16 protein-coding genes are annotated in these 18,996 nt (G+C 63.5%); 15 read left to right on the forward strand and 1 reads right to left on the reverse strand.

Annotated elements, in window-relative coordinates; translation table 11 throughout:
* The 10 genes from waaC to AC07SI_RS07485 all read left to right on the forward strand — a co-directional run bounded on the left by waaC (position 1) and on the right by AC07SI_RS07485 (position 10,900).
* Positions 1-1,062: a lipopolysaccharide heptosyltransferase I gene (waaC, locus tag AC07SI_RS07440; protein WP_065900026.1), complete on the forward strand. Its 1,062-nt coding sequence runs from the start codon at positions 1-3 to the stop codon at positions 1,060-1,062.
* Positions 1,062-2,186, forward strand: coding sequence for a glycosyltransferase family 4 protein (locus tag AC07SI_RS07445; RefSeq protein WP_495005455.1), 1,125 nt, complete (start codon positions 1,062-1,064; stop codon positions 2,184-2,186). Before waaC ends, AC07SI_RS07445 begins: the two co-directional genes overlap by 1 nt.
* Entirely contained in the window at positions 2,183-2,989 is an 807-nt protein-coding gene (rfaP, locus tag AC07SI_RS07450; RefSeq protein WP_065900029.1) for a lipopolysaccharide core heptose(I) kinase RfaP, read from the forward strand. Before AC07SI_RS07445 ends, rfaP begins: the two co-directional genes overlap by 4 nt.
* On the forward strand, positions 2,989-3,723 hold the full coding sequence (locus AC07SI_RS07455) for a lipopolysaccharide kinase InaA family protein (protein ID WP_495005456.1): 735 nt from the start codon (positions 2,989-2,991) through the stop codon (positions 3,721-3,723). The genes rfaP and AC07SI_RS07455 overlap by 1 nt, the downstream gene beginning before the upstream one ends.
* Positions 3,720-4,472 carry a lipopolysaccharide kinase InaA family protein gene (locus AC07SI_RS07460; protein ID WP_120447468.1) on the forward strand — a complete coding sequence of 251 codons (753 nt, stop codon included), beginning with the start codon at positions 3,720-3,722 and terminating at the stop codon, positions 4,470-4,472. Before AC07SI_RS07455 ends, AC07SI_RS07460 begins: the two co-directional genes overlap by 4 nt.
* The gene (locus tag AC07SI_RS07465; RefSeq protein ID WP_495005457.1) at positions 4,472-5,908 is read left to right on the forward strand and encodes a lipopolysaccharide kinase InaA family protein; all 1,437 of its coding nucleotides are present in this window, start codon (positions 4,472-4,474) and stop codon (positions 5,906-5,908) included. The genes AC07SI_RS07460 and AC07SI_RS07465 overlap by 1 nt, the downstream gene beginning before the upstream one ends.
* A gap of 586 nt (positions 5,909-6,494) precedes the next feature.
* The gene (locus AC07SI_RS07470; protein WP_495005458.1) at positions 6,495-7,475 is read left to right on the forward strand and encodes a sugar ABC transporter substrate-binding protein; all 981 of its coding nucleotides are present in this window, start codon (positions 6,495-6,497) and stop codon (positions 7,473-7,475) included.
* Positions 7,475-8,998: a sugar ABC transporter ATP-binding protein gene (locus tag AC07SI_RS07475; protein WP_495005459.1), complete on the forward strand. Its 1,524-nt coding sequence runs from the start codon at positions 7,475-7,477 to the stop codon at positions 8,996-8,998. Before AC07SI_RS07470 ends, AC07SI_RS07475 begins: the two co-directional genes overlap by 1 nt.
* Positions 8,991-9,977 (forward strand): ABC transporter permease, encoded by a 987-nt coding sequence (locus AC07SI_RS07480; protein WP_495005460.1) that lies wholly within the window; start codon positions 8,991-8,993, stop codon positions 9,975-9,977. Before AC07SI_RS07475 ends, AC07SI_RS07480 begins: the two co-directional genes overlap by 8 nt.
* Positions 9,974-10,900 carry an ABC transporter permease gene (locus AC07SI_RS07485; RefSeq protein ID WP_495005461.1) on the forward strand — a complete coding sequence of 309 codons (927 nt, stop codon included), beginning with the start codon at positions 9,974-9,976 and terminating at the stop codon, positions 10,898-10,900. The genes AC07SI_RS07480 and AC07SI_RS07485 overlap by 4 nt, the downstream gene beginning before the upstream one ends.
* Before the next feature lie 152 nt (positions 10,901-11,052).
* Here the strand turns inward: AC07SI_RS07485 and AC07SI_RS07490 are convergent, their stop codons facing one another.
* The gene (locus AC07SI_RS07490; RefSeq protein ID WP_495005462.1) at positions 11,053-13,137 is read right to left on the reverse strand and encodes a TonB-dependent receptor family protein; all 2,085 of its coding nucleotides are present in this window, start codon (positions 13,135-13,137) and stop codon (positions 11,053-11,055) included.
* Between the two features lie 175 nt (positions 13,138-13,312).
* Between AC07SI_RS07490 and AC07SI_RS07495 the strand changes: the two genes are divergently transcribed.
* The 5 genes from AC07SI_RS07495 (at position 13,313) to AC07SI_RS07515 (ending at position 18,994) form a co-directional block, all read left to right on the forward strand.
* The gene (locus AC07SI_RS07495; protein WP_495005463.1) at positions 13,313-13,690 is read left to right on the forward strand and encodes a YceK/YidQ family lipoprotein; all 378 of its coding nucleotides are present in this window, start codon (positions 13,313-13,315) and stop codon (positions 13,688-13,690) included.
* A 142-nt stretch (positions 13,691-13,832) separates the two neighbouring features.
* Positions 13,833-15,590 (forward strand): carbamoyltransferase family protein, encoded by a 1,758-nt coding sequence (locus AC07SI_RS07500; RefSeq protein ID WP_065900046.1) that lies wholly within the window; start codon positions 13,833-13,835, stop codon positions 15,588-15,590.
* A complete protein-coding gene (locus AC07SI_RS07505) occupies positions 15,574-16,704 on the forward strand; it encodes a glycosyltransferase (RefSeq protein WP_065900047.1) in 1,131 nt (376 codons plus the stop codon). The genes AC07SI_RS07500 and AC07SI_RS07505 overlap by 17 nt, the downstream gene beginning before the upstream one ends.
* Positions 16,704-17,600: an antimicrobial resistance protein Mig-14 gene (locus tag AC07SI_RS07510; RefSeq protein ID WP_495005464.1), complete on the forward strand. Its 897-nt coding sequence runs from the start codon at positions 16,704-16,706 to the stop codon at positions 17,598-17,600. The genes AC07SI_RS07505 and AC07SI_RS07510 overlap by 1 nt, the downstream gene beginning before the upstream one ends.
* Positions 17,597-18,994 (forward strand): PIG-L deacetylase family protein, encoded by a 1,398-nt coding sequence (locus AC07SI_RS07515; RefSeq protein WP_495005465.1) that lies wholly within the window; start codon positions 17,597-17,599, stop codon positions 18,992-18,994. Before AC07SI_RS07510 ends, AC07SI_RS07515 begins: the two co-directional genes overlap by 4 nt.
* Positions 18,995-18,996 lie beyond the last annotated feature (2 nt).

The raw sequence follows: 18,996 nt of genomic DNA on the forward strand, positions 1-18,996 counted from the left end.
TTGCGCGTACTGGTAATCAAGACCTCATCCCTGGGCGACGTGATCCACGCGTTGCCGGCACTTACCGACGCCGCGCGGGCGATCCCGGGCATTCAATTCGACTGGGTGGTGGAAGAAGGCTTTGCCGAAATTCCCACCTGGCACCCGGCGGTGGACAAGGTGATCCCGGTGGCGATCCGCCGCTGGCGCAAGAACCTTTGGCAGACCTTCAAGAGTGGCGAGTGGCGACGCTTCAAGCAGCGCATTCAGTCGACCAAATATGACCTGGTAATCGATGCCCAGGGTCTGCTCAAAAGTGCCTGGTTGACCCGTTACGTGCGGGCCCCGGTGGCGGGTTTTGACCAGCAGTCGGCCCGTGAGCCAATCGCCGCGCGCTTCTATTCGCGCCGCCTGGCCGTGGCCCGTGGGCAGCATGCGGTGGAGCGTTTGCGCCAGCTGTTTGCCGTGGCCCTCGGTTATGACTTGCCCAAAGGCCTGGGCGACTATGGCCTGAGCGTCGACAAGTTGCTCGGCCTGCCGCCGAAAAAGCCCTTCGTGCTGCTGCTGCACGGCACCACCTGGGACACCAAGCACTGGCCCGAAGCCTACTGGCGCGAGCTGGCCGAACGCATGGGCCGCCTGGGGGTGGACGTGAAATTGCCGTGGGGCAACCCGGTCGAAAAGGCTCGGGCCGAGCGCCTGGCCCAAGGCCTGCCGAATGCCGAAGTCCTGCCCAAGTTGAACCTCGCCGGTGTCGCCCGCGTATTGGCCGGTGCCCGCGCCTGTGTGGCGGTGGACACCGGCCTGGGCCACCTGGCGGCGGCGCTGGATGTGCCGACCATTTCCCTGTTCGGCCCGACCAACCCCGGCCTGACCGGCGCCTACGGCAAGGGCCAGATTCACCTGGCCAGCGATTGGTCATGCGCACCGTGCCTACAAAAGAACTGTACCTATCAACCGACGGCGGATGACCTGCGTCGGTTCGACATCAAGCGCGAGTCGCCCCTGTGCTTCACGCGCCTGAACCCTGAGCGTGTGGCGAGCCGGCTGAGCACGTTGTTACTGGCTGAGGAACTGCACTGATGCAACTGGCTTTTGTTCTGTACAAATACTTCCCCTTCGGCGGCCTGCAGCGTGACTTCATGCGCATTGCCCTGGAGTGCCAGCAGCGCGGCCATCAGATTCGTGTCTACACGCTGATCTGGGAAGGGGACATCCCGCCGGGCTTCGAAGTGCTGGTGGCGCCGGTCAAGGCGTTCTTCAACCATCGGCGCAACGAGAAACTCAGCGCCTGGATGGCCGAGGACCTGGCCAAGCGCCCGGTCGACCGCCTGATCGGATTCAACAAGATGCCTGGCCTGGACGTGTACTACGCCGCCGATGGCTGCTTCGAAGACAAGGCGCAAAACCTGCGCCATTCGCTGTACCGCAATTTTGGTCGCTATCGCCACTTTGCCGAGTACGAGCGCGCGGTGTTCGCCAAGGATGCCAAGACCGAGATCCTGATGATCTCCGAAGTGCAGCAGCCGTTGTTCATCAAGCATTACGACACGCCGCTGCAACGCTTCCACCTGCTGCCGCCAGGCATTGCCCAGGACCGTCGCGCGCCGCCGAATGCGACCGAGATTCGCCAGGGTTTCCGCCAGGAATTCAACCTGGCCGACGACGATTTGCTGCTGGTGCAAATCGGCTCCGGCTTCAAGACCAAAGGCGTCGACCGCAGCTTGAAAGCCGTGGCCGCGCTGCCGACGGAACTGAAAAAACGCACGCGCCTGTTTGTAATCGGCCAGGACGACCCCAAGGTATTCCAGCTGCAAAGCGCGACCCTGGGCCTGGGCGACAATGTGCAGTTCCTCAAGGGCCGCAGTGATATCCCGCGTTTCCTGCTGGGCGCCGATGTGTTGATCCACCCGGCGTACAACGAAAACACCGGCACCGTATTGCTCGAAGCCCTGGTGGCCGGGTTGCCGGTGCTGGTCTCGGCCGTGTGTGGTTACGCCCACTACATCGCCGAAGCCGACAGTGGCCTGGTGCTGGATGAGCCGTTCGAACAGAGCCAGCTCAACCAGTACCTGGCTCGCATGCTCACCGACACTGCACAGCGCGCGGCCTGGGGCCGCAATGGGTTGGCCTTCGCCGAGACGGCCGACCTCTACAGCATGCCGCAGCACGCTGCGGATGTGATTCTGGCGGAGCCAAAACGATGAAGTTGATTCTTGCCGAACCGTTCAAGACTTTATGGGCCGGGCGCGATGCCTTCGCCGAAGTCGAGCAACTGCAAGGCCAGGTATTCCGTGAACTGGCGGCACGTCGCACCTTGCGCACAGAGGTGGAGGGCCGTCCGTATTTCGTCAAAATCCATCGGGGTATCGGCTGGGGTGAAATCTTCAAGAACCTGATCACCGCCAAGCTGCCGGTGCTCGGCGCCGGCCTTGAGTGGGCGGCGATTCATCGCTTGCAGGAACTCGGCGTGCCGACCATGACCGGCGTGGCCTTCGGTGAAAAGGGCAGCAACCCGGCGGACCAGCACTCGTTCATCATCACCGAAGAACTGGCGCCGACCCTCAGCCTTGAAGACCTCAGCATCAACTGGGTCGCCGAACCGCCAGCACCCGCGCTGCGCCATGCGCTCACACACGAACTGGCACGCATGGTGGGCGACATGCACCGTGGTGGCGTCAATCACCGTGACTGCTACCTCTGCCACTTCTTGCTGGACACTTCCAGGCCCATCGACGCGAACAACATCAAGCTCTCGGTGATCGACCTGCACCGCGCCCAGTTGCGTGCCCATCTGCCGCTGCGCTGGCGCGACAAGGACTTGTCCGCGCTGTACTACTCGGCGCTGGACATCGGCCTGACCCGCCGCGACAAACTGCGCTTCCTCAAGGGCTACTTCCGCCAGCCGCTGCGCCAGATCCTGGCGGAGCAATCGGCATCGTTGAGCCTGATGCAGCGCAAGGCCGACAAGCTGTACGCGCGCAAGCAACGTTATGGGGATGCGATCTGATGGCGGGTTGGAACCTGGAACCTGCCTACGCCCACCTGGCGGATGATTTTGGAAGCCTCGACGCCGTGTTCGCCCTGCAAGGCGAACGCCTGACCCGCGATCCCTTGTCGGAAGTGATCCGCGTGGAGCGCGGCGGGGTCAATTACTACGTCAAGCGCTACACCGGCGCGGGCAAGGGTTTGCGGCGCTACCTGGGCAAGCCGCGCGTGAAGTCCGAATGGCAGAACCTCAAGCGCTTCGCCAAGTGGGGCATCCCCACCGCCGACGTGGTCGCCTGGGGCCTGGCACGCAAGGGCCTGGCCTACGACCGTGGGGCGATGATCACCCGCGAATTGCCGAGGACCGAAGACCTCTCGGTGCTGGCCGAGCGTAACGATGCGCGCCTGCGCGACTCCAAATGGGTCGACGCGGTCAGCCGCCAGCTCGCCGAATACACGCGAACCATGCACGACCATCGGTTTACCCATAACGATTTGAAGTGGCGCAACCTGCTGATCGACGACCAGTCGACCCTGTACCTGATCGACTGCCCCAACGGCGATTTCTGGCGCGGCTTCTGGCTCAAGTACCGCATCACCAAGGACCTGGCGTGCCTGGACAAGGTGGCCAAGTATCACCTGTCAGCCACCCAGCGCCTGCGTTTCTACATGCAGTACCGTCAGCGCCGGCACCTGAGTGCATCGGACAAACAGCGTATTCGCCACGTGGTGAAGTTTTTCGAGGGACGCGAATGAGTGATTTCCTGGCGGCCGAAGACCGCGCCCTGTTGGAGCGCCACGGCCTCGCGACATTCGACGCGCTGTGGGCCAAGCAACTGGACGCGGTGGACGAGCCGAACACCAGCCGTGGCGGCTGGAGCAGTGTGTTTCGCCTGGAGCTGGACGGCCACGGCTATTACCTCAAGCGCCAGAGCAACTACCTCACGCGCAGCTTGCACCGCCCGTTGGGCGAGCCCAGTTTCTCGCGCGAATTTCGCAATATCAGCCGCTACCGCAAGCTCGGTATCCCGGCGTTGCAGGCGGCATTCTATGGCGAGCGCAAGGTCGCCGGCGAACACCGCGCGATGCTGCTGACCCGCGCCCTGGACGGCTGGAATGACCTGGACTCGCTGCTGGAGCAGTGGGCGCACCTGAGCGACGCCCAGCACCACGCGATCCTGTTGGCCTGTGGCCTGTTGGCGCGCCGGCTGCACAGCGTTGGCCAGGTGCATGGCTGTTTCTACCCCAAGCATATTTTCCTGCAGGCCACCGGTGACGGTTACGCCGCGCAGTTGATCGACCTGGAGAAAACCCGCCCGCTGCTGTTCGGCTGGCGTGACCGGGTCAAGGACCTGGAGCCGTTGTTGCGCCGTGCGCCGCAATGGTCGGATGCGCAGGTGCGCCAGTTGCTGGCGGCCTACCTCGATCAGCCTGAGGGCAGTGCATTGGTCGGCACCTGGCTGCAGCGCCTGACGAAACGGCGTAGCCACAAGGAGAACCGCTGATGCGTCTGTCCGAGCTGAAAAACGCCGGCCGCACACCGAGCCTGCCCCTCACTCTGGATCTCGCCGATGCCGCAGGCGCCGGCCAGTTGCAACTGCTGAGCCTGTTGCGGGTGTTGCCGGGCGGGCGCTACGTGGGCGCGGCGGTGTGGCGCGGGCGTCCGGTGCTGGCCAAGTTGTTGGTGGGCAGCAAGGCGGCGCGGCATTTTCAGCGTGAGCTGCGCGGCGTGCGCCTGCTCGCCGAGCAAGGTCTGACCACCCCGTTGCTGCTCGCCGATGGCTTGCAGGAAGGCGAGGGCGGTTGGCTGCTGTTCGAATTTATCGAGGGCGCCGAGAGCCTGGCTGATGCCTGGCACGCCGTCGAAGGCCTGCCGCCGTTGGCCGACGAGCAGACAGCGGTGCTGGCCGAGGCGCTGGGTGCGGTCGCGCAGATGCATGCCAAAGGGCTGTGGCAGGAAGACCTGCACCTGGACAACCTGCTGCGCCAGGACGGCAAGCTGTACCTGATCGATGGCGCCGGGATTCGCGTCGAAGAAGCCGGTAAGCCGCTGTCACGTAACCGTGTGCTGGAAAACCTCGGGGTGTTTTTCGCCCAGTTGCCAAAAAATCTCGAGCCGTTTACCGAAGAGCTGCTGGTGTACTACCTGCTGGGCAACAGCGAGCACGCCCTGCCGCTGGAAGCCTTGGAGAAACAGGTGCGCAAGGTCAGTGCCTGGCGCCTGAAAGACTTTCTGCACAAGGTCGGCCGCGAATGCACGCTGTTCAGCGTGGTGCGAGGGGCCTTTGCCTTGCGCGCGATTCGTCGCGAGGAAGAGCCGGCGATGCTCGCGGTGCTGGAGCAGGCGGATGCATTGCTCGACCAGGGCCACCTGTACAAGACCGGCGGGGCCGCCAGCGTGGCCAAGGTCGAGGTGGTCGGTCGGCCGCTGGTGATCAAGCGCTACAACATCAAGGGTTTCGCCCACTGGCTCAAGCGCTTCTGGCGCCCCAGTCGCGCCTGGCATTCCTGGCGCGAAGGCAACCGCCTGGCCTTCCTCGGCATCGCCACGCCCAAGCCGCTGGCCGTGCTGGAAAAGCGTTTTCTCTGGCTGCGCAGCCGCGCGTACCTGGTCACCGAATACCTGTCGGGTCCGGACATCATCGAGCGCTTCGCGCCTTACGTTGAAAACGGCGAGGCGCCGGAAAACGAACTGCTGGCGCTGGATCAGCTGTTCGCCGAGCTGATCCGCGAACGCATCAGCCATGGTGACTTCAAGGGCCATAACCTGTTCTGGGACAAGGACCGCTGGTCGCTGATCGACCTCGACGCCATGTGCCAACACAGCTCAATCGCGAGCTTCACCCCGGCGTATGCCAAGGACCGCGCGCGGTTCATGCGCAACTGGCCGCAGAGCAGCGCGTTGTACCAACTGATCGATCAGCGACTGCCCAAACTGTAGGCGCCGGCTTGCCGGCGAGGGTGGCCCGCCAAATCCATGTCGGATTACGGGCACACCGAGCGTAGGGGCGAGAGCGCTTTGGTTGCTTTCGCGCTTTTCGAAAGTGACCCGCTGTAAGAGCGTAACCCGTAGCCGCGGTTGCCGCAGAAATGGATAGATACTCAGTCTGATCCAACATCCTGGTCGACTGTCAGGTCGCCTTCGCGGGCAAGCCCGCTCCCACATTCGCACTGGGGAGCAGATAAAATTCGTTTCAGGCAATTCCGCATTCCAGCAAGCGAAAAGCCCCGATGAAACTCACCGAGGCTAGAGCGCCGACCGGGATCCCCCAGTCCCTTTGCGCCAGTTCCATGCTTGCGATTCCAGCGTGTCAACGCAGGCGCTTTAGTCGAAATGCGCAAGCTAGGGTGCGAACACTCAGTGACAGGTGTTGCGTGGGCAACAGCGATTGGGCAGTTGTGTTCAAGAACGACATCACGCTTTCGCTTTGGGTTTTTATCTTGCTGATTTAACTCATTAAAAATCCTGGCACGGGCTCTGCAATAGCACCTGGTGAACCCTTTCACCGTTTGCAGCGGAGCCCTGTATGCCTTCCAGCCTTTCCTCGCTTTCCCGTTTGATCTGCCTTGGCGCCGTCCTGCTGCTGAGTGGCGTGGCCCATGCTGCAGAAGGTGATGATGCCGTGCCGTCCCTGGCCGGCAAGCGCATTGCGGTGAGCATGACCGGTACCAGTCACTATTTCGATATCAAGGCGTTCCAGGCGCAGGTCGATGAGATCAAGCGCCTGGGCGGTACACCGATCACCCTGGACGCCGGGCGTAACGACAAAAACCTGGTGACCCAGCTGCAGACCGTGGTCACCCAGAAGCCGGATGCGGTGATCCAGACCCTCGGAACCCTCAGCGTGATCGACCCCTGGCTCAAGCGCATCAGCAAAGCCGGCATTCCACTGTTCACCATCGATGCGCCCTCGCAATACAGCCTCAACAACACCACCTCGGACAACGTCGCCACCGGCGAGGCGCTGGCCGATCAGTTGATCAAGGACGCTGGCGGCAAGGGCAAGATCCTGGTGTTCAATGGTTTCTACGGCGTGCCGGTGTGCGCGATCCGTTATGACCAGTTGAAGCTGGCGCTCAAGGATTACCCACAGCTGGAGATCATCCAGCCGGAACTGCGCGATGTGATCCCCAATACCGTGCAGGACGCCTATTCCCAAGTGTCGGCACTGCTCAACAAATACCCGGCGGGCAGTGTCTCGGCGATCTGGTCGGCGTGGGACATCCCGCAACTGGGTGCGAGCAAGGCATTGATCGATGCCAAGCGCACCGAGATCAAGACCTATGGCGTCGATGGCACCCCCGAAGTGCTGGCGCTGCTCGGCCAGGCGAACTCGCCGGTGGGCGCGGTGGTGGCGCAGCAGCCGGCGCTGATCGGCAAGACCGCCGTGCAGAACGTGGCGCGTTACCTGGCCGGCCAACGTGACCTGCCCAAGGAAACCCATGTGCCCACGCTGCTGACCACCGCCGCCAACCTGGCGCAGGTCCAGCAATTGCGGGGTGACTGATGGCGGCATTGCACCTGCAGCACTTGCGCAAACGCTTCGGTGCGACCCAGGCGCTGGAGGATGCGAGCCTGAAGGTCGAGCGTGGCAGCATTCACGGGCTGGTGGGCGAGAACGGCGCGGGCAAGTCGACCTTGATCAAGATCCTTGCCGGCCTTCACAAGGCTGATGCGGGACAGGTCAGTATCGACGGCCAATCCTATGCCTCCTTGTCGCCGCGCCAGGTGGATGCGCTGGGCGTGCAGTTCATCCATCAGGAGCGCCTGTTGCCGGCGAGTTTCACTGTCGGCGAGGCGCTGTTTTTCGGCCATGAATTGCGCCGCGGACCGTTCGTGGATCGGCGCCGACAGCAGCGTGAGGCCGAACGCTTGCTGGCCGAATATTTTGATCTGCAACTGCCGGCCGGCGCCTTGGTCGGCGAGCTGAACAGCGCCGAGCGCCAAGTGCTGCAAATTACCCGGGCGTTGATCCGCCAGCCGAAAATCCTCGTATTCGACGAGCCCAGCGTGGCGTTGGTCAAGCGTGAAGTCGACCAGTTGCTGCGCATCGTCAAGCGCCTGCGTGACCAGGGGTTGTCGATTCTGTACATCTCCCATTACTTGCAGGAAATCGACAGCCTGTGCGATGAAGTCACGGTGTTGCGCAATGGCCGTGACGTGGCGGTGGTGCAGCCACGACACACCTCCAGCGCCGAGATTGCGCGGCTGATGGTCAACCGCGAGGTGCAGGAGATGTACCCCAAGGCCAAGGTCGAATTGGGCCCGCCGTTGTTGCAGGTGCGCGGGCTGAGCCTGGCGCGGCGTTATCGGCAGATTGACCTGCAGGTGCGCCGCGGAGAAATCCTCGGCCTGACAGGGCTGGTCGGCTCAGGTGCCAAAGAGTTGTTCAAGACCTTGTTCGGCGTGGAACGCGCCGACAGCGGCAGCGTGCACCTGGACGGGCGCCTGTTGCGCCTGCGCTCGCCGGGCCAGGCGATTGCCGCGGGCATCGCCCTGGTGCCGGAAGAGCGGCGGAGCCAGGGCATTTCGCCGCTGCTGTCGGTGCTGGAAAACCTCACGCTGGCGGGGCTGGGAAGGTTCAGTCGCTGGGGGCTGTTGAGTCGGCGCGAGGAGCACGCGGAGAGCGTGCGCTTGATCGATGAACTGGCGATCAAGGCGCCCGGCCCTCACGCGGCGGTCAGCCAACTGAGCGGCGGCAACCAGCAAAAAGTCGCGTTGGGCAAATGGCTGAGTCGGCGCTCGGCCGTGTACCTGTTGGATGAGCCCTGCGTGGGTGTGGATGTGGGCGCCAAAGTGGAGATCTATCGCTTGATCGGACGCCTGGTGGAAGCAGGAGCGGCGGTGCTGGTTCTGTCTTCGGACTTGCCGGAGTTGCTCGGGATCAGTGACCGAATTGTGGTGCTGCATCGTGGCGAGATCGCCGGTGAATTCCATGCCGGCGAGGCTGACAGCGATCAGTTGCTGGCCTGTGCGACGGGGGCCGTGCCCGCTGCAGCGCTGCCGGCGCGGGAGGTCGAACATGCTTGATGTCGCGACGCCTGGGTTCTCGCAACGCGTGTGGGTGCTGGCGCTGCGTCGGGGTTCGGTAGGGGTGTTCCTGGCGATCCTGTTGGGGTTTGCCGTGGCCGCGCCGAATTTTTTGTCGGTGGGTAACCTGGCCAATGTGTTCAGCCAGTCGGCGATCCTCGGCGTGCTGGCCTTCGGGCTGACCTGCGTGATTATCGGCGGCGGCTCGAATGTGGTGGCCGGCGGACTCGACCTGTCGCTGGCGGCCAATCTCGGGCTGTGCGCGGCGGTGTTCAGCCGGCTCAACAATGCCGGCCTGGAGCTTTGGCTCAGTGTGCTGTTGACCCTGGGCTGTGGCCTGGCGGTCGGCGTGCTGAACGGCCTGGCGGTGGTGCTGCTGCGCTTGCCACCGTTGCTGGCGACGCTGGCGAGCATGAACGTACTGGCCGGGTTGGAGCTGGTGCTGACGGAAAACACCGTGGTCTCTACCGACTCGCCGCTGCTCGACCTGCTCAGCGGCGGCACCTGGCTGGCGGTGCCGGCACTGGCGTGGGTGCTGCTGGTGACGGCGGGCGTGCTGACCTTGCTGATCCAGCATTCGGCCTACGGGCTGCGCCTGCATGCGGTCGGCGAATACCCACAGGCGGCGCAGGCAGCCGGGATCCGGGTGCCGGCCTACGTGCTCTCGAGCTACCTGCTGTCGGGGTTGTGCGCCGCGGTGGCCGCGCTGTGTTCGGCGGCTTTTTTCAGCGGCAGTACCACCGGTTCCGGCGACATGTTGCTGTCGGTGGTGGCGATCGCTTTTCTTGGCGTGGTGTTTTCCAGGCGACTGGTGGCGAGTATCCCGGGCACTTTGCTCGCTGCGCTGTTGATCGGTTTTCTGATCAATGGCTTCCAGTTGCTCAACCTGTCGAGCTTCTGGGTCAATGGCGTGCAAGGCGTGTTGATCTTGCTGGTGGTCGCCGCCTCCAGCGCCTTGAACCGAGGAGCCCACCCATGAACCTGCGCGCCTTGTTGCCGCTGACCTTACCGCTGGTATTTGCGCTGATCGTCGCGGTGTTCGCCGTGCAGGCGCCAGGGTTCCTGAGCGCCGGCAACCTGCACAGCCTGCTGCTGAACAACTTCGTGTTGCTGGCGATTGTCGCCATCGGCATGACTTACGCCGTGGCCGCCGGCGGTATCGACCTGTCGGTGGGCACCGCGCTGGATTTCGCCAGTTTCAGCTTCGTCGTGCTGCTCAATGGTGGGCATGGCTGGGCGGTAGCTGCCACGGGGGCGCTGGTCGCTGCGTTGCTGGTCGGGGTGTTCAATGCCGGCTTGATCGCCGGGCTGCGCATCAGCCCTTTCCTGGCGACCCTGGGGACGTTGTTTATCGGTACCAGCGCCCAACAGTTGCTGTCGGACGGCGGTCAGCCGATCTATATCGCCCAGGGCGTGAAGCCTGAACTGACCGGCCTGACCCCGCTGCTGATCGTCCTTGGGCTGGCACTGTTCTACGGCCTGGCACTTGCGCGCGGGCGCCTGGGTCGTGAGTTGTTGGCCCAGGGCACCCAGCCGCTGCTGGCGTATTACTCGGGGTTGTCGGTGCGGCGCATCGTGACCGTCGTGGCGCTGGCCACCGCGTTGGCCTGCGGGGTGGCGGGGGTGTTGCTCAGCTCGACGGTCAGCGCCTACGTGCCGCTGTCCGGCAATGCGTTTTTGCTCAATGCGATTGGCGCGGTGTTCATCGGCACGACGTTGAGCCGACAGGGCCGGGCGAATATCCCCGGCACCTTGCTGGGGGTGCTGTTTATCAACGTGATCGCCAACGGCCTGCTGCTGATCGGCTGGAATTTCTACTGGCAGCAGGTGGCGACCGGCGTGCTGATTTTTGTGGTGCTGACCTTCAGCTTTGCCAGTCGCCGTGTGCTGGAGCGCAACTAGCCGGGTTTATTCAGCCTTGACCCGGATGATGCGGGGTTTGTAGGTGCCGTTTTCCACACGTGACGCGATGCGCTTCATGGGCATCGCTTGCTGAAAAAGGCGTGCAAACGCTTTCGGCGCAGCGGGCAGGCTGCTTGAGTTCGGTGGGCGCATCAGAACTGGTACTGCGCGCCGGCTCCCGCATACCAGGAGCGTCCGGGCGCCGCTTCGTAGTAGCGGCCATTGCCGTCGCCGACGATCACCGAGCCGACGTACTGGCGGTCGAGCAGGTTATCCAGGCGCAGGGTCTGGTGGAAGGTCCAGTGCTCGACTTTCTGCTCGAAACGGGCGCGCCAGTTGAACACGCTGTAGCCGGGGGCGACGTGTTGCTGGTTGGTGTCTTCGACGTAGACCTTGCTGCGGTACATGCCTTCGATGGCGGTGCTGACCCAGTCCCGTGGCTTCCAGTTCAGTTCGGCGAACAGGGTGGTTTGCGGCACGCCGGGGAGGTAGTTGCCTTTGTCGACCGGCTTGCCGCCGCCGATGAAGTCGCTGTCATAGGTGGCTTGCAGGCGGGTGTAGGCGAGGCTGGTGCTCCAGTGGTCGGCCAACTGGCTCTCGATGCCCAGTTCGAAACCGCGCCGCAGGGTGCGGCCGGCGTTCTGGTAGCTGGTGCGCCCGCCCAGGGACTGGTCGACGACCAGTTCGTCCTCGGTGGTGATCTGGAACACCGCCGCGTTGATCCGCGTGTCGTTCAGTTGGGCCTTCAGGCCCACTTCATATTGGGTACTTTCGGACGGCTTCAGGCCGAAGTTAAAGCCCTCGACATTACCTGGGGCGTAGGCCAATTCGGCCTGGGTCGGGGTTTCGAAACCTTTGCCTGCACTGACGTAGCCGTGCAACTCGGGCGTGAACGCGTACATCACGCTCATCGACGGGGTGTTTTTCTGGTAGGTCTTGCTGCCGCTGGCGTCGCCATTGCTCAGGAATTGATCGTCGACGTCCAGTTGCATGGTGCTGTGGCGGATGCCGGCTTGCAGGGTCCAGCGGTCGAGGGCCCAGTTGGCCTGGAGGTAGGGATCGAGGCTGCGCGCCGTGTCGATTTCATCGCGGCGTAGCTGGCCCTTTACGCCAAGGGTGGTGCCGCTGTAGTTCTGGTAGCCGTGGCGGCTGTCTTCGCTCTGGTCGAAGTCCAGCCCGGTGATGATCGTCAGCTCACCCGGCGCGCTGTCGATGGGCTGCATCCAGCGTACGCTGCCGCCGTAGAACTTGCGGTCGAATTGCACCACGCCGCCGCCGCGTTCGTTGGACGGGGTGAGTTTGGGGATCGACAGATACTGAATCACACTCCTGCGCCCCGTATACGCATTCACCTGCAACGTCGCATCGCCGATGTAGCGCTCGTAATTCATCCCCAATTGCTGATGATCGATGCTTTTGCGCGTGTTGTACTGCAACGCGGCGGGGTCCACGGAGCGAGGGTCTGCCTTATACGCCTGCCATTTCTGCCCCAGCGGGTCCTGCGTCCCGTTCTGCTCCAGGCTGCTGTAGATCAGCGCCAGCTTGCTGTCGTCATCGGGCTGAAAATTGAGTTTGGCGAAGGTCTGGTCGCGGCGCGCGCTGCTGTGGTCGCGATAGCCGTTGGTGTCCATGCGCGAGGCGTCGAGGACGAAGCCCGCACCATTGGCGGCGCCTTCGGCGCTCAAGTGGTTTTTGTTCAGGCCGTCGCTGCCCACCAGGGTTTCGGCGCCGATGCGCGGCGGGCCTTCACCGTCGCGGGAAAACATCTGGATCACGCCGCCGGCGTTGCTGCCATACAGCGTGGCAGCAGGCCCGCGCAGCACTTCGATACGTTCGGCGGTGTCGAGGTTGAAGGTCGCGGCCTGGCCCTGGCCGTCCGGGGTGCTGGCGGGAATGCCGTCGGCAATCAGCTTGATGCCACGCACGCCGAACGCCGAGCGCGCGCCGAAGCCGCGGGAAGAAATCTGCAGGTCCTGCGCATAGTTCTGGCGGTTTTGCACCACCAGGCCAGGCACGCGGGACAGGGCTTCAGAGGCATTGATGCCCAATTGCCCGTCGCTGATCTGCTCGCGGCTGATGCCGTCCACCGAGTACGGCAGGTCGAACGTCGGGCTGGCGCTGCGTGAACCGGTGACGACGCTGGGGTCGAGGATCAGGGCGGTGTCGTCTGCACGGGCGGTGTCGCACAGGGCGAGCAGGCCGGGCAGCAACAGGGTGAAGCGAGTGAGCGGGGTCATGGTTCAGCCGGAATCCGTGGCGCTTAGGGTGTAAACGCGCAAAAGGGCGCGAGTTTAGTGACTCGGGCGATTTATTTCATTTAGGAATCGGCCTACGGAACCCGTCGGCGCGTTGGCGCTGTGCTCACACACGGCCCGATGTTAGCGTGGTCAGCCCCACCCATGACAATGGCCGATGGGTCAAAAGGAGTTGTACGTGAGGAGTACGTCGATAGTCGCGTGCCTGGCAGCGGTGCTGGCGCTGGCCGGTTGCGGAACGATCAACACCGTGTTCCGCCCGGACGCCGTGGCCAGCCAGAACCTCAAGGATTCGCGCAGCCACTGCGAGAACGTTCCGCGCATCTACAGCGGGGTGATCTACGGGTTTTGTTCGCTCAATGGCGAGCCCAGGCCTGAAAAAAGCCTCAAGGATCAAAGCGTGTCCGACGCCGCCGGCAATGCCTTCCCGGTCATCGCCATCGAATTCGCCGCCTCCGGCGTACTGGACACGTTGGTGCTGCCCTATACGATCTACCGCCAGAACAAGGACGGCAGCATCGAGATCTTCCGCTAGTCCCTCTTGCCGCTCGCCGCTAACAGCTTCCTACTGCTTTTGAGCTATAATCCCGCCCTTTAGCTGTTTCCTGCCCAGGTGGGAAACACACTTTTTTCAGGCGCAACCCGCCTGCATGCAGACTAAAAGAGGCTAGACCCCTGTGGCATTGACGATTCTTGGCCTGTCCGGCGCCCTTAGCCATGATCCTTCCGCAGCCTTGTATATCGACGGCAAGCTGATCGCGGCCGCCGAAGAAGAGCGCTTCGTACGCGACAAACATGCAAAGAACCGCATGCCCTACGAATCGGCGAAGTTCTGCCTGGAACAGGCCGGCATCAAGCCTTCCGACGTTGATGTGGTGGCGATCCCGTTCGCCCCGATCAGCCTGTTCGGCGAGGCGCGCTGGCACTACGCCAAGCGTTACTGGTATGCACCGGACCGCGCGCTCGACGCGATCCTGATGGGCAACCGTCGCTACAAGCGCTATCGCAACAAGATCGTCTGGTGCCTGGAGCAACTGGGCTTCGATCCGAAGAAAATCAAGATCGAGCCGGTTGAACACCACCTGGCCCACGCTTCCAGCGCCTACCACTGCTCGGGCTTCCAGGAGAAGACCGCGATCCTCGGGATCGACGGCAAGGGCGAGTACGCCACCACCTTCTTCGGCTACGGCGAAAACGGCAAGATCCACAAGATCAAGGAATTCTACGATCCGGACTCTCTCGGCGGCCTGTACGGCGCGATCACCGAGTTCCTTGGTTTCGAGATGCTCGACGGCGAGTTCAAGGTGATGGGCATGGCGCCGTATGGCGACGCCAGCAAGTACGATTTCTCGCGCCTGGCCTCCTTCGAGAACGGCGAGCTGGTGATCAACACCGACTACGCCAACGTCATCGGCCTGCGCCGCTATAAAGAGAAAGGCAAGGGCTTCTACTTCTCGCCGAAACTGATCGAGTGGCTGGGTCCCAAGCGCGAAGGCGACATCGCCGACGAGCCGTACATCCACTACGCCGCCAGCATGCAGGCACTGTTCGAGAAGCTGGCCCTGCAGATGATCGACCACTACCTGGGCGACATCCTCAAAGACACCGGCAAGCTGGCTTTCGCCGGCGGCTGTGCGCTGAACGTCAAGCTGAACCAGAAGATCATTGCCCGTGACGACGTCAAGGAGCTGTTCGTGCAGCCGGCGTCGGGCGATGCCGGCACTGCCGTCGGTGCAGCGGCCTACGTGTCCCATGCCCGTGGTGTACCGGTGGAGAAGATGGAACACGTCTACCTCGGCCCGTCCTACAGCAACGAAGACGTGATCGCCGCGTGCGCCAGGCACGAGAGCAAGCCGAACTGGCGCAAGATCGAGAACATGCCGCAGCGCATCGCCAAGATCATGGTCGACGGCAACCCGGTGGCCTGGTTCCAGGGCCGCATGGAGTTCGGCCCGCGTGCCCTCGGTGGTCGTTCGATCATCGGCTGCCCAAGCGCCACCGGCGTGGCGGACCGCATCAACCACCAGATCAAGTTCCGCGAGCGCTGGAGGCCTTTCTGCCCGTCGATGCTCGACACCGTGGCTCCGCAGATGATCAAGGTCGATCACCCTGCGCCGTTCATGACCTTCACCTTTGAAGTGGCGGAAGAGTGGAAGACCCGCGTGCCGGAAGTGGTCCATGAAGATGGCACCTCCCGTGCCCAGGTGCTCAAGCGCGAGTACAACCCGCGCTACTACGACATGATGAAAGAGCTGGAAGTACTGACCGGTAACGGCGTATCGCTGAACACCTCGCTCAACCGTCGTGGCGAAGCGATGATCTGCTCGCCGACCGACGCGTTGAACATGTTCTTCGGCTCGGACCTGCAGTACCTGATCATGGAAGACATCCTGGTCGTCAAAGACGGCGTGGACCCTTATGACGCGCTCGGCTGAACGCCACGTCCTGCAGTTCTGCCACGGCTATGACGGGCCGTTCCTGGACTGCGCCCGGCAGTACGCCAGTCTGTTCGCAGGCTCTGGCTACAAGGTGACCACGGTGTTCCTCACCGGGGTCGCCGACCCCGAGGTGGCCGCCGGGTGTGCCAGCGATGAAGTGTTGTTCATGGAGTTCAGCTCCAAGGCCGTGCGCGGCCTGAAGCTGGCGGCCATTGCGCAGTTGCGCAAGATTGCCGCCTCGCGCAGTTTCAGTTTCTGTATTGCCCACCGTTTCAAGCCGATCTACGTGGCCTTGCTGGCGACGCGGCTGCCGGTGATTGGCGTGCATCATGCCTTTGGTGACTACCAGCGTCGCAGCCGCAAGCTGTTTGCCGGGTTTTTCCGCAAGCGCCTGAGCCTGCTCGGGGTGTCCGACGCCGTGCGTGACGACATGCGTCGCTGCCTGCCAGCCTGGCCTGCCGCACGTATCCAGACTTTGTACAACCGTATCGATGTCGACGCCTTGCAGGCTATTCAGGTGCCGGTGCATGAGGCCCGTGATGCGCTGGGGTTGTCGCCGGACGAATGGGTGATCGGCAATGTCGGTCGCCTGCACCCGGACAAGGACCAGGCCACGCTGCTCAAGGGCTTTGCCCTGGCACTGGCGCACTTGCCCGGCGAAAGCCGCCTGGCGATCCTCGGCAGCGGGCGCCTGGAGCAAGACCTCAAGGAGCTCGCCCGGGAGCTGGGGATTGCCGACAAGGTGCTGTTCCTCGGCCAGGTGCCGGATGCGCGCCGGTATTTCCGCGCATTCGATGTGTTTGCGCTGAGTTCCGATCATGAACCCTTCGGGATGGTACTGCTGGAGGCCATGGCGGCCGGCGTACCGTTGCTGGCCACGGCCTGTGGCGGAGCGAAGGAAGTGGTCGAGGGGGTCGGGATCCTATTTCCCTTCGGCGATGCCGAACACCTCGCTCAGGGGCTGCGGCACCTGGCGGCGATGGACCAACACCAGCAACGGCAGTGCGCCGAGATGATGCTGGAGCGTCTGCGCGAGCGTTTCTCGGATCAGGCGGTACGCGCTACCTTCTGGCAACTGCCGCACGTTATTGAACTGACCGCGGGGGCCTGATGCTCAATCGATTCCAAGGCTGGCGCGAGCGTGGCTGGTCCGTCGTCGACGCGCCCGTCTACAGCGACGCCTGGCAGCGTTTTGGCGGCAGTGTCGCCACTCATCCGCAGGTGATCGAACGCCTGGCCGGCCTGGCTGACATCCCGGTGCGCTATTTGGCCTGGGAGCAGGGCGGCAAATTGCAGGCGTGCATCGCCACCTGGGGGCGCGACCTGGCCTTGTCCAAGGACGTGCTCAAGCAGCGCGGCAAAAAGGGCCTGTTCGACCTGGGCAACGCCGAGCTGATCCTGCCTGCCGCGCCTGACACCCAGGCCCCCTTGCGTCACCGCGCGCGCTACCTGTCGGCGCTGAACGAAGGCCGCTTCAGTGGGCTCAAGCCACAGGCCGAGCAATTGGCCATGGCCCGCACGCCCGAGAAACTGTCGAAGAAATTTCGCTACAACCAGCGCCGCGAGCTGCGCCTCCTGGAAGAGGCCGGTGGTGTCGTGCGGCCGGTGAGCGAGTTTTCCAGCCAGGAACTGGCAGCGATCTACTGCGATTTGTTTCTGCGGCGCTGGGGCTTTGTCGCCACGGGTGCCGAGCGCATGGCCGAGGTGATCGAGCTGCTGCGCGAATGGCTGATCGGCTCGGTGATTTTCCTCAACGACGCGCCAATTGCGGTCCAGCTGGTGTATCGGGTCGAGTCGCCCGAGTGGATCAGCGTGGAGTACGTCAACGGCGGTGTCGATCCGCAAACCCGCGCTTTCAGCCCGGGCAGTGTGCTCAGTTTCCTCAACACCCAGAGTGCCTGGGAGCACGCCCGTGAAGCCGGCAAGCCGCTGCGGTTTTCGTTCGGGCGGGCCGACCGGGAATACAAGGATCGTTGGTGCAACCCCGTGCCGGTGCTGACCGTATGAGCCGCAAACAGCAATTGCTCAAGCGCCATCGGCGCAACAAACGCATCGGCGTGCTGATCGGCCTGGTGCTGCTGGTGGCGATCGGCGTCGGCGTCGCCTGGTGGCTGCCGCTGGTACTGGGCGTGCTGGCCTGGGCGGCTCATGAAGCCTGGTTTGCCGACCATTTGTTCTATGCGCCCAACGAAGATTACCAGTACCGTTTTTCGGTGGATGCCGAGGTAGCGGGGGTTAGTTTCGAGGGGGGCCGGCTGCGGGTGGATGGGCCGCTGGAAGCTGATGCGACGCTGGTGTTGGCCATCAAGGTCAAGAGCGGCTGGCTGGGACGTTTTCTCGACCCGGCGATTGAGATTTGCGGCGCTGACAGCGTCGACCGGCAAGCCTTCGAGCGCGGTGTGAATGGCCTGCGTTATCTGAATCTGAGTGGTTTGGCCCCGGCCCTGATGGCCGGTGAGCTGCGCCTGCGCGGGCGCTTTTGCACGCTGCAGGGCGCGCCCCGCCTGTGGGCCTGGGCTACGCCGGACTACTCGGCGCAACGCGTGATGGTCATCGCGCCGCATGCCGACGATGCCGAGCTGGCCGCCTTCGGGCTGTACAGCCAGGCCGAGAACCCATGGATCGTGACCCTCACGGCGGGTGAAATCGAAGCCGAGCACTATCAGCAGATGGGCCTGGACCCGGCTGAAGCCGCACGGATCAAGGGACGTTTGCGCGCGTGGGACAGCATCGCCGTGCCGCGTTGGGCCGGTGTGCCAGAGGCGCATTGCGTGCAGTTGGGCTATTTCTGCCTGCAATTGCCGGCGATGCGCGCCACGCCCGATCAGCCTGTCGCTTCGCGCGAGGCCGAGCTGGAAGATATCCGCCTGTTTCGCCAGTTCAACGCGTTCCCGCTGCCGGCGGACCAGGACGGCTTGCCGACCTGGAATAATTTGCTGGCTGATCTGCGCCAGTTGTTGTTGACCGCACGTCCGCAAGTGATCGTGCTGCCTCACCCTGTCCTCGACCCGCACCCGGATCACATCTGTGCGCAGCAAGCGGTGCTCGAGGCCCTGCAAGGCCTGGAGTGGCAGCCGACCACCGTGCTGGGCTACGCCAATCATCTGCACGACAACGACCGCTGGCCCATGGGTGACGCGGGTGCCGGGATTGCACTGCCGCCGCTGTTCGATGACGCGCTGCAGTTGTGGCCGTGCAGCCTGTCGCTGTCGCTGGCGCAGCAGCGCGACAAGGCCATGGCGCTGGGCATGATGCATGACCTGCAGCCCGCGCCGCCGTTCAAGCGCCGGGTGCGACGCTGGTTGCAACGTGTGTTGGCGGGCCGTGCGCGGTCGCCGTATGGTGAGAACGAATTTTTCCGCAAGGCCGTACGACGGCATGAGTTGTTCTGGCGTTTGTGAAA

This window comes from Pseudomonas sp. GW821-FHT05D12 (assembly GCF_059419825.1).

Excerpts from the sequence above, each read along its gene's own strand:
- AC07SI_RS07445 (WP_495005455.1), top strand. The coding sequence starts at position 1,062 with ATGCAACTGGCTTTTGTTCTGTACAAATACTTCCCCTTCGGCGGCCTG.
- rfaP (WP_065900029.1), top strand. The coding sequence starts at position 2,183 with ATGAAGTTGATTCTTGCCGAACCGTTCAAGACTTTATGGGCCGGGCGC.
- AC07SI_RS07455 (WP_495005456.1), top strand. The coding sequence starts at position 2,989 with ATGGCGGGTTGGAACCTGGAACCTGCCTACGCCCACCTGGCGGATGAT.
- AC07SI_RS07460 (WP_120447468.1), top strand. The coding sequence starts at position 3,720 with ATGAGTGATTTCCTGGCGGCCGAAGACCGCGCCCTGTTGGAGCGCCAC.
- AC07SI_RS07465 (WP_495005457.1), top strand. The coding sequence starts at position 4,472 with ATGCGTCTGTCCGAGCTGAAAAACGCCGGCCGCACACCGAGCCTGCCC.
- AC07SI_RS07470 (WP_495005458.1), top strand. The coding sequence starts at position 6,495 with ATGCCTTCCAGCCTTTCCTCGCTTTCCCGTTTGATCTGCCTTGGCGCC.
- AC07SI_RS07475 (WP_495005459.1), top strand. The coding sequence starts at position 7,475 with ATGGCGGCATTGCACCTGCAGCACTTGCGCAAACGCTTCGGTGCGACC.
- AC07SI_RS07480 (WP_495005460.1), top strand. The coding sequence starts at position 8,991 with ATGCTTGATGTCGCGACGCCTGGGTTCTCGCAACGCGTGTGGGTGCTG.
- AC07SI_RS07485 (WP_495005461.1), top strand. The coding sequence starts at position 9,974 with ATGAACCTGCGCGCCTTGTTGCCGCTGACCTTACCGCTGGTATTTGCG.
- AC07SI_RS07490 (WP_495005462.1), bottom strand. The coding sequence starts at position 13,137 with ATGACCCCGCTCACTCGCTTCACCCTGTTGCTGCCCGGCCTGCTCGCC.
- AC07SI_RS07495 (WP_495005463.1), top strand. The coding sequence starts at position 13,313 with ATGGGTCAAAAGGAGTTGTACGTGAGGAGTACGTCGATAGTCGCGTGC.
- AC07SI_RS07505 (WP_065900047.1), top strand. The coding sequence starts at position 15,574 with ATGACGCGCTCGGCTGAACGCCACGTCCTGCAGTTCTGCCACGGCTAT.
- AC07SI_RS07510 (WP_495005464.1), top strand. The coding sequence starts at position 16,704 with ATGCTCAATCGATTCCAAGGCTGGCGCGAGCGTGGCTGGTCCGTCGTC.
- AC07SI_RS07515 (WP_495005465.1), top strand. The coding sequence starts at position 17,597 with ATGAGCCGCAAACAGCAATTGCTCAAGCGCCATCGGCGCAACAAACGC.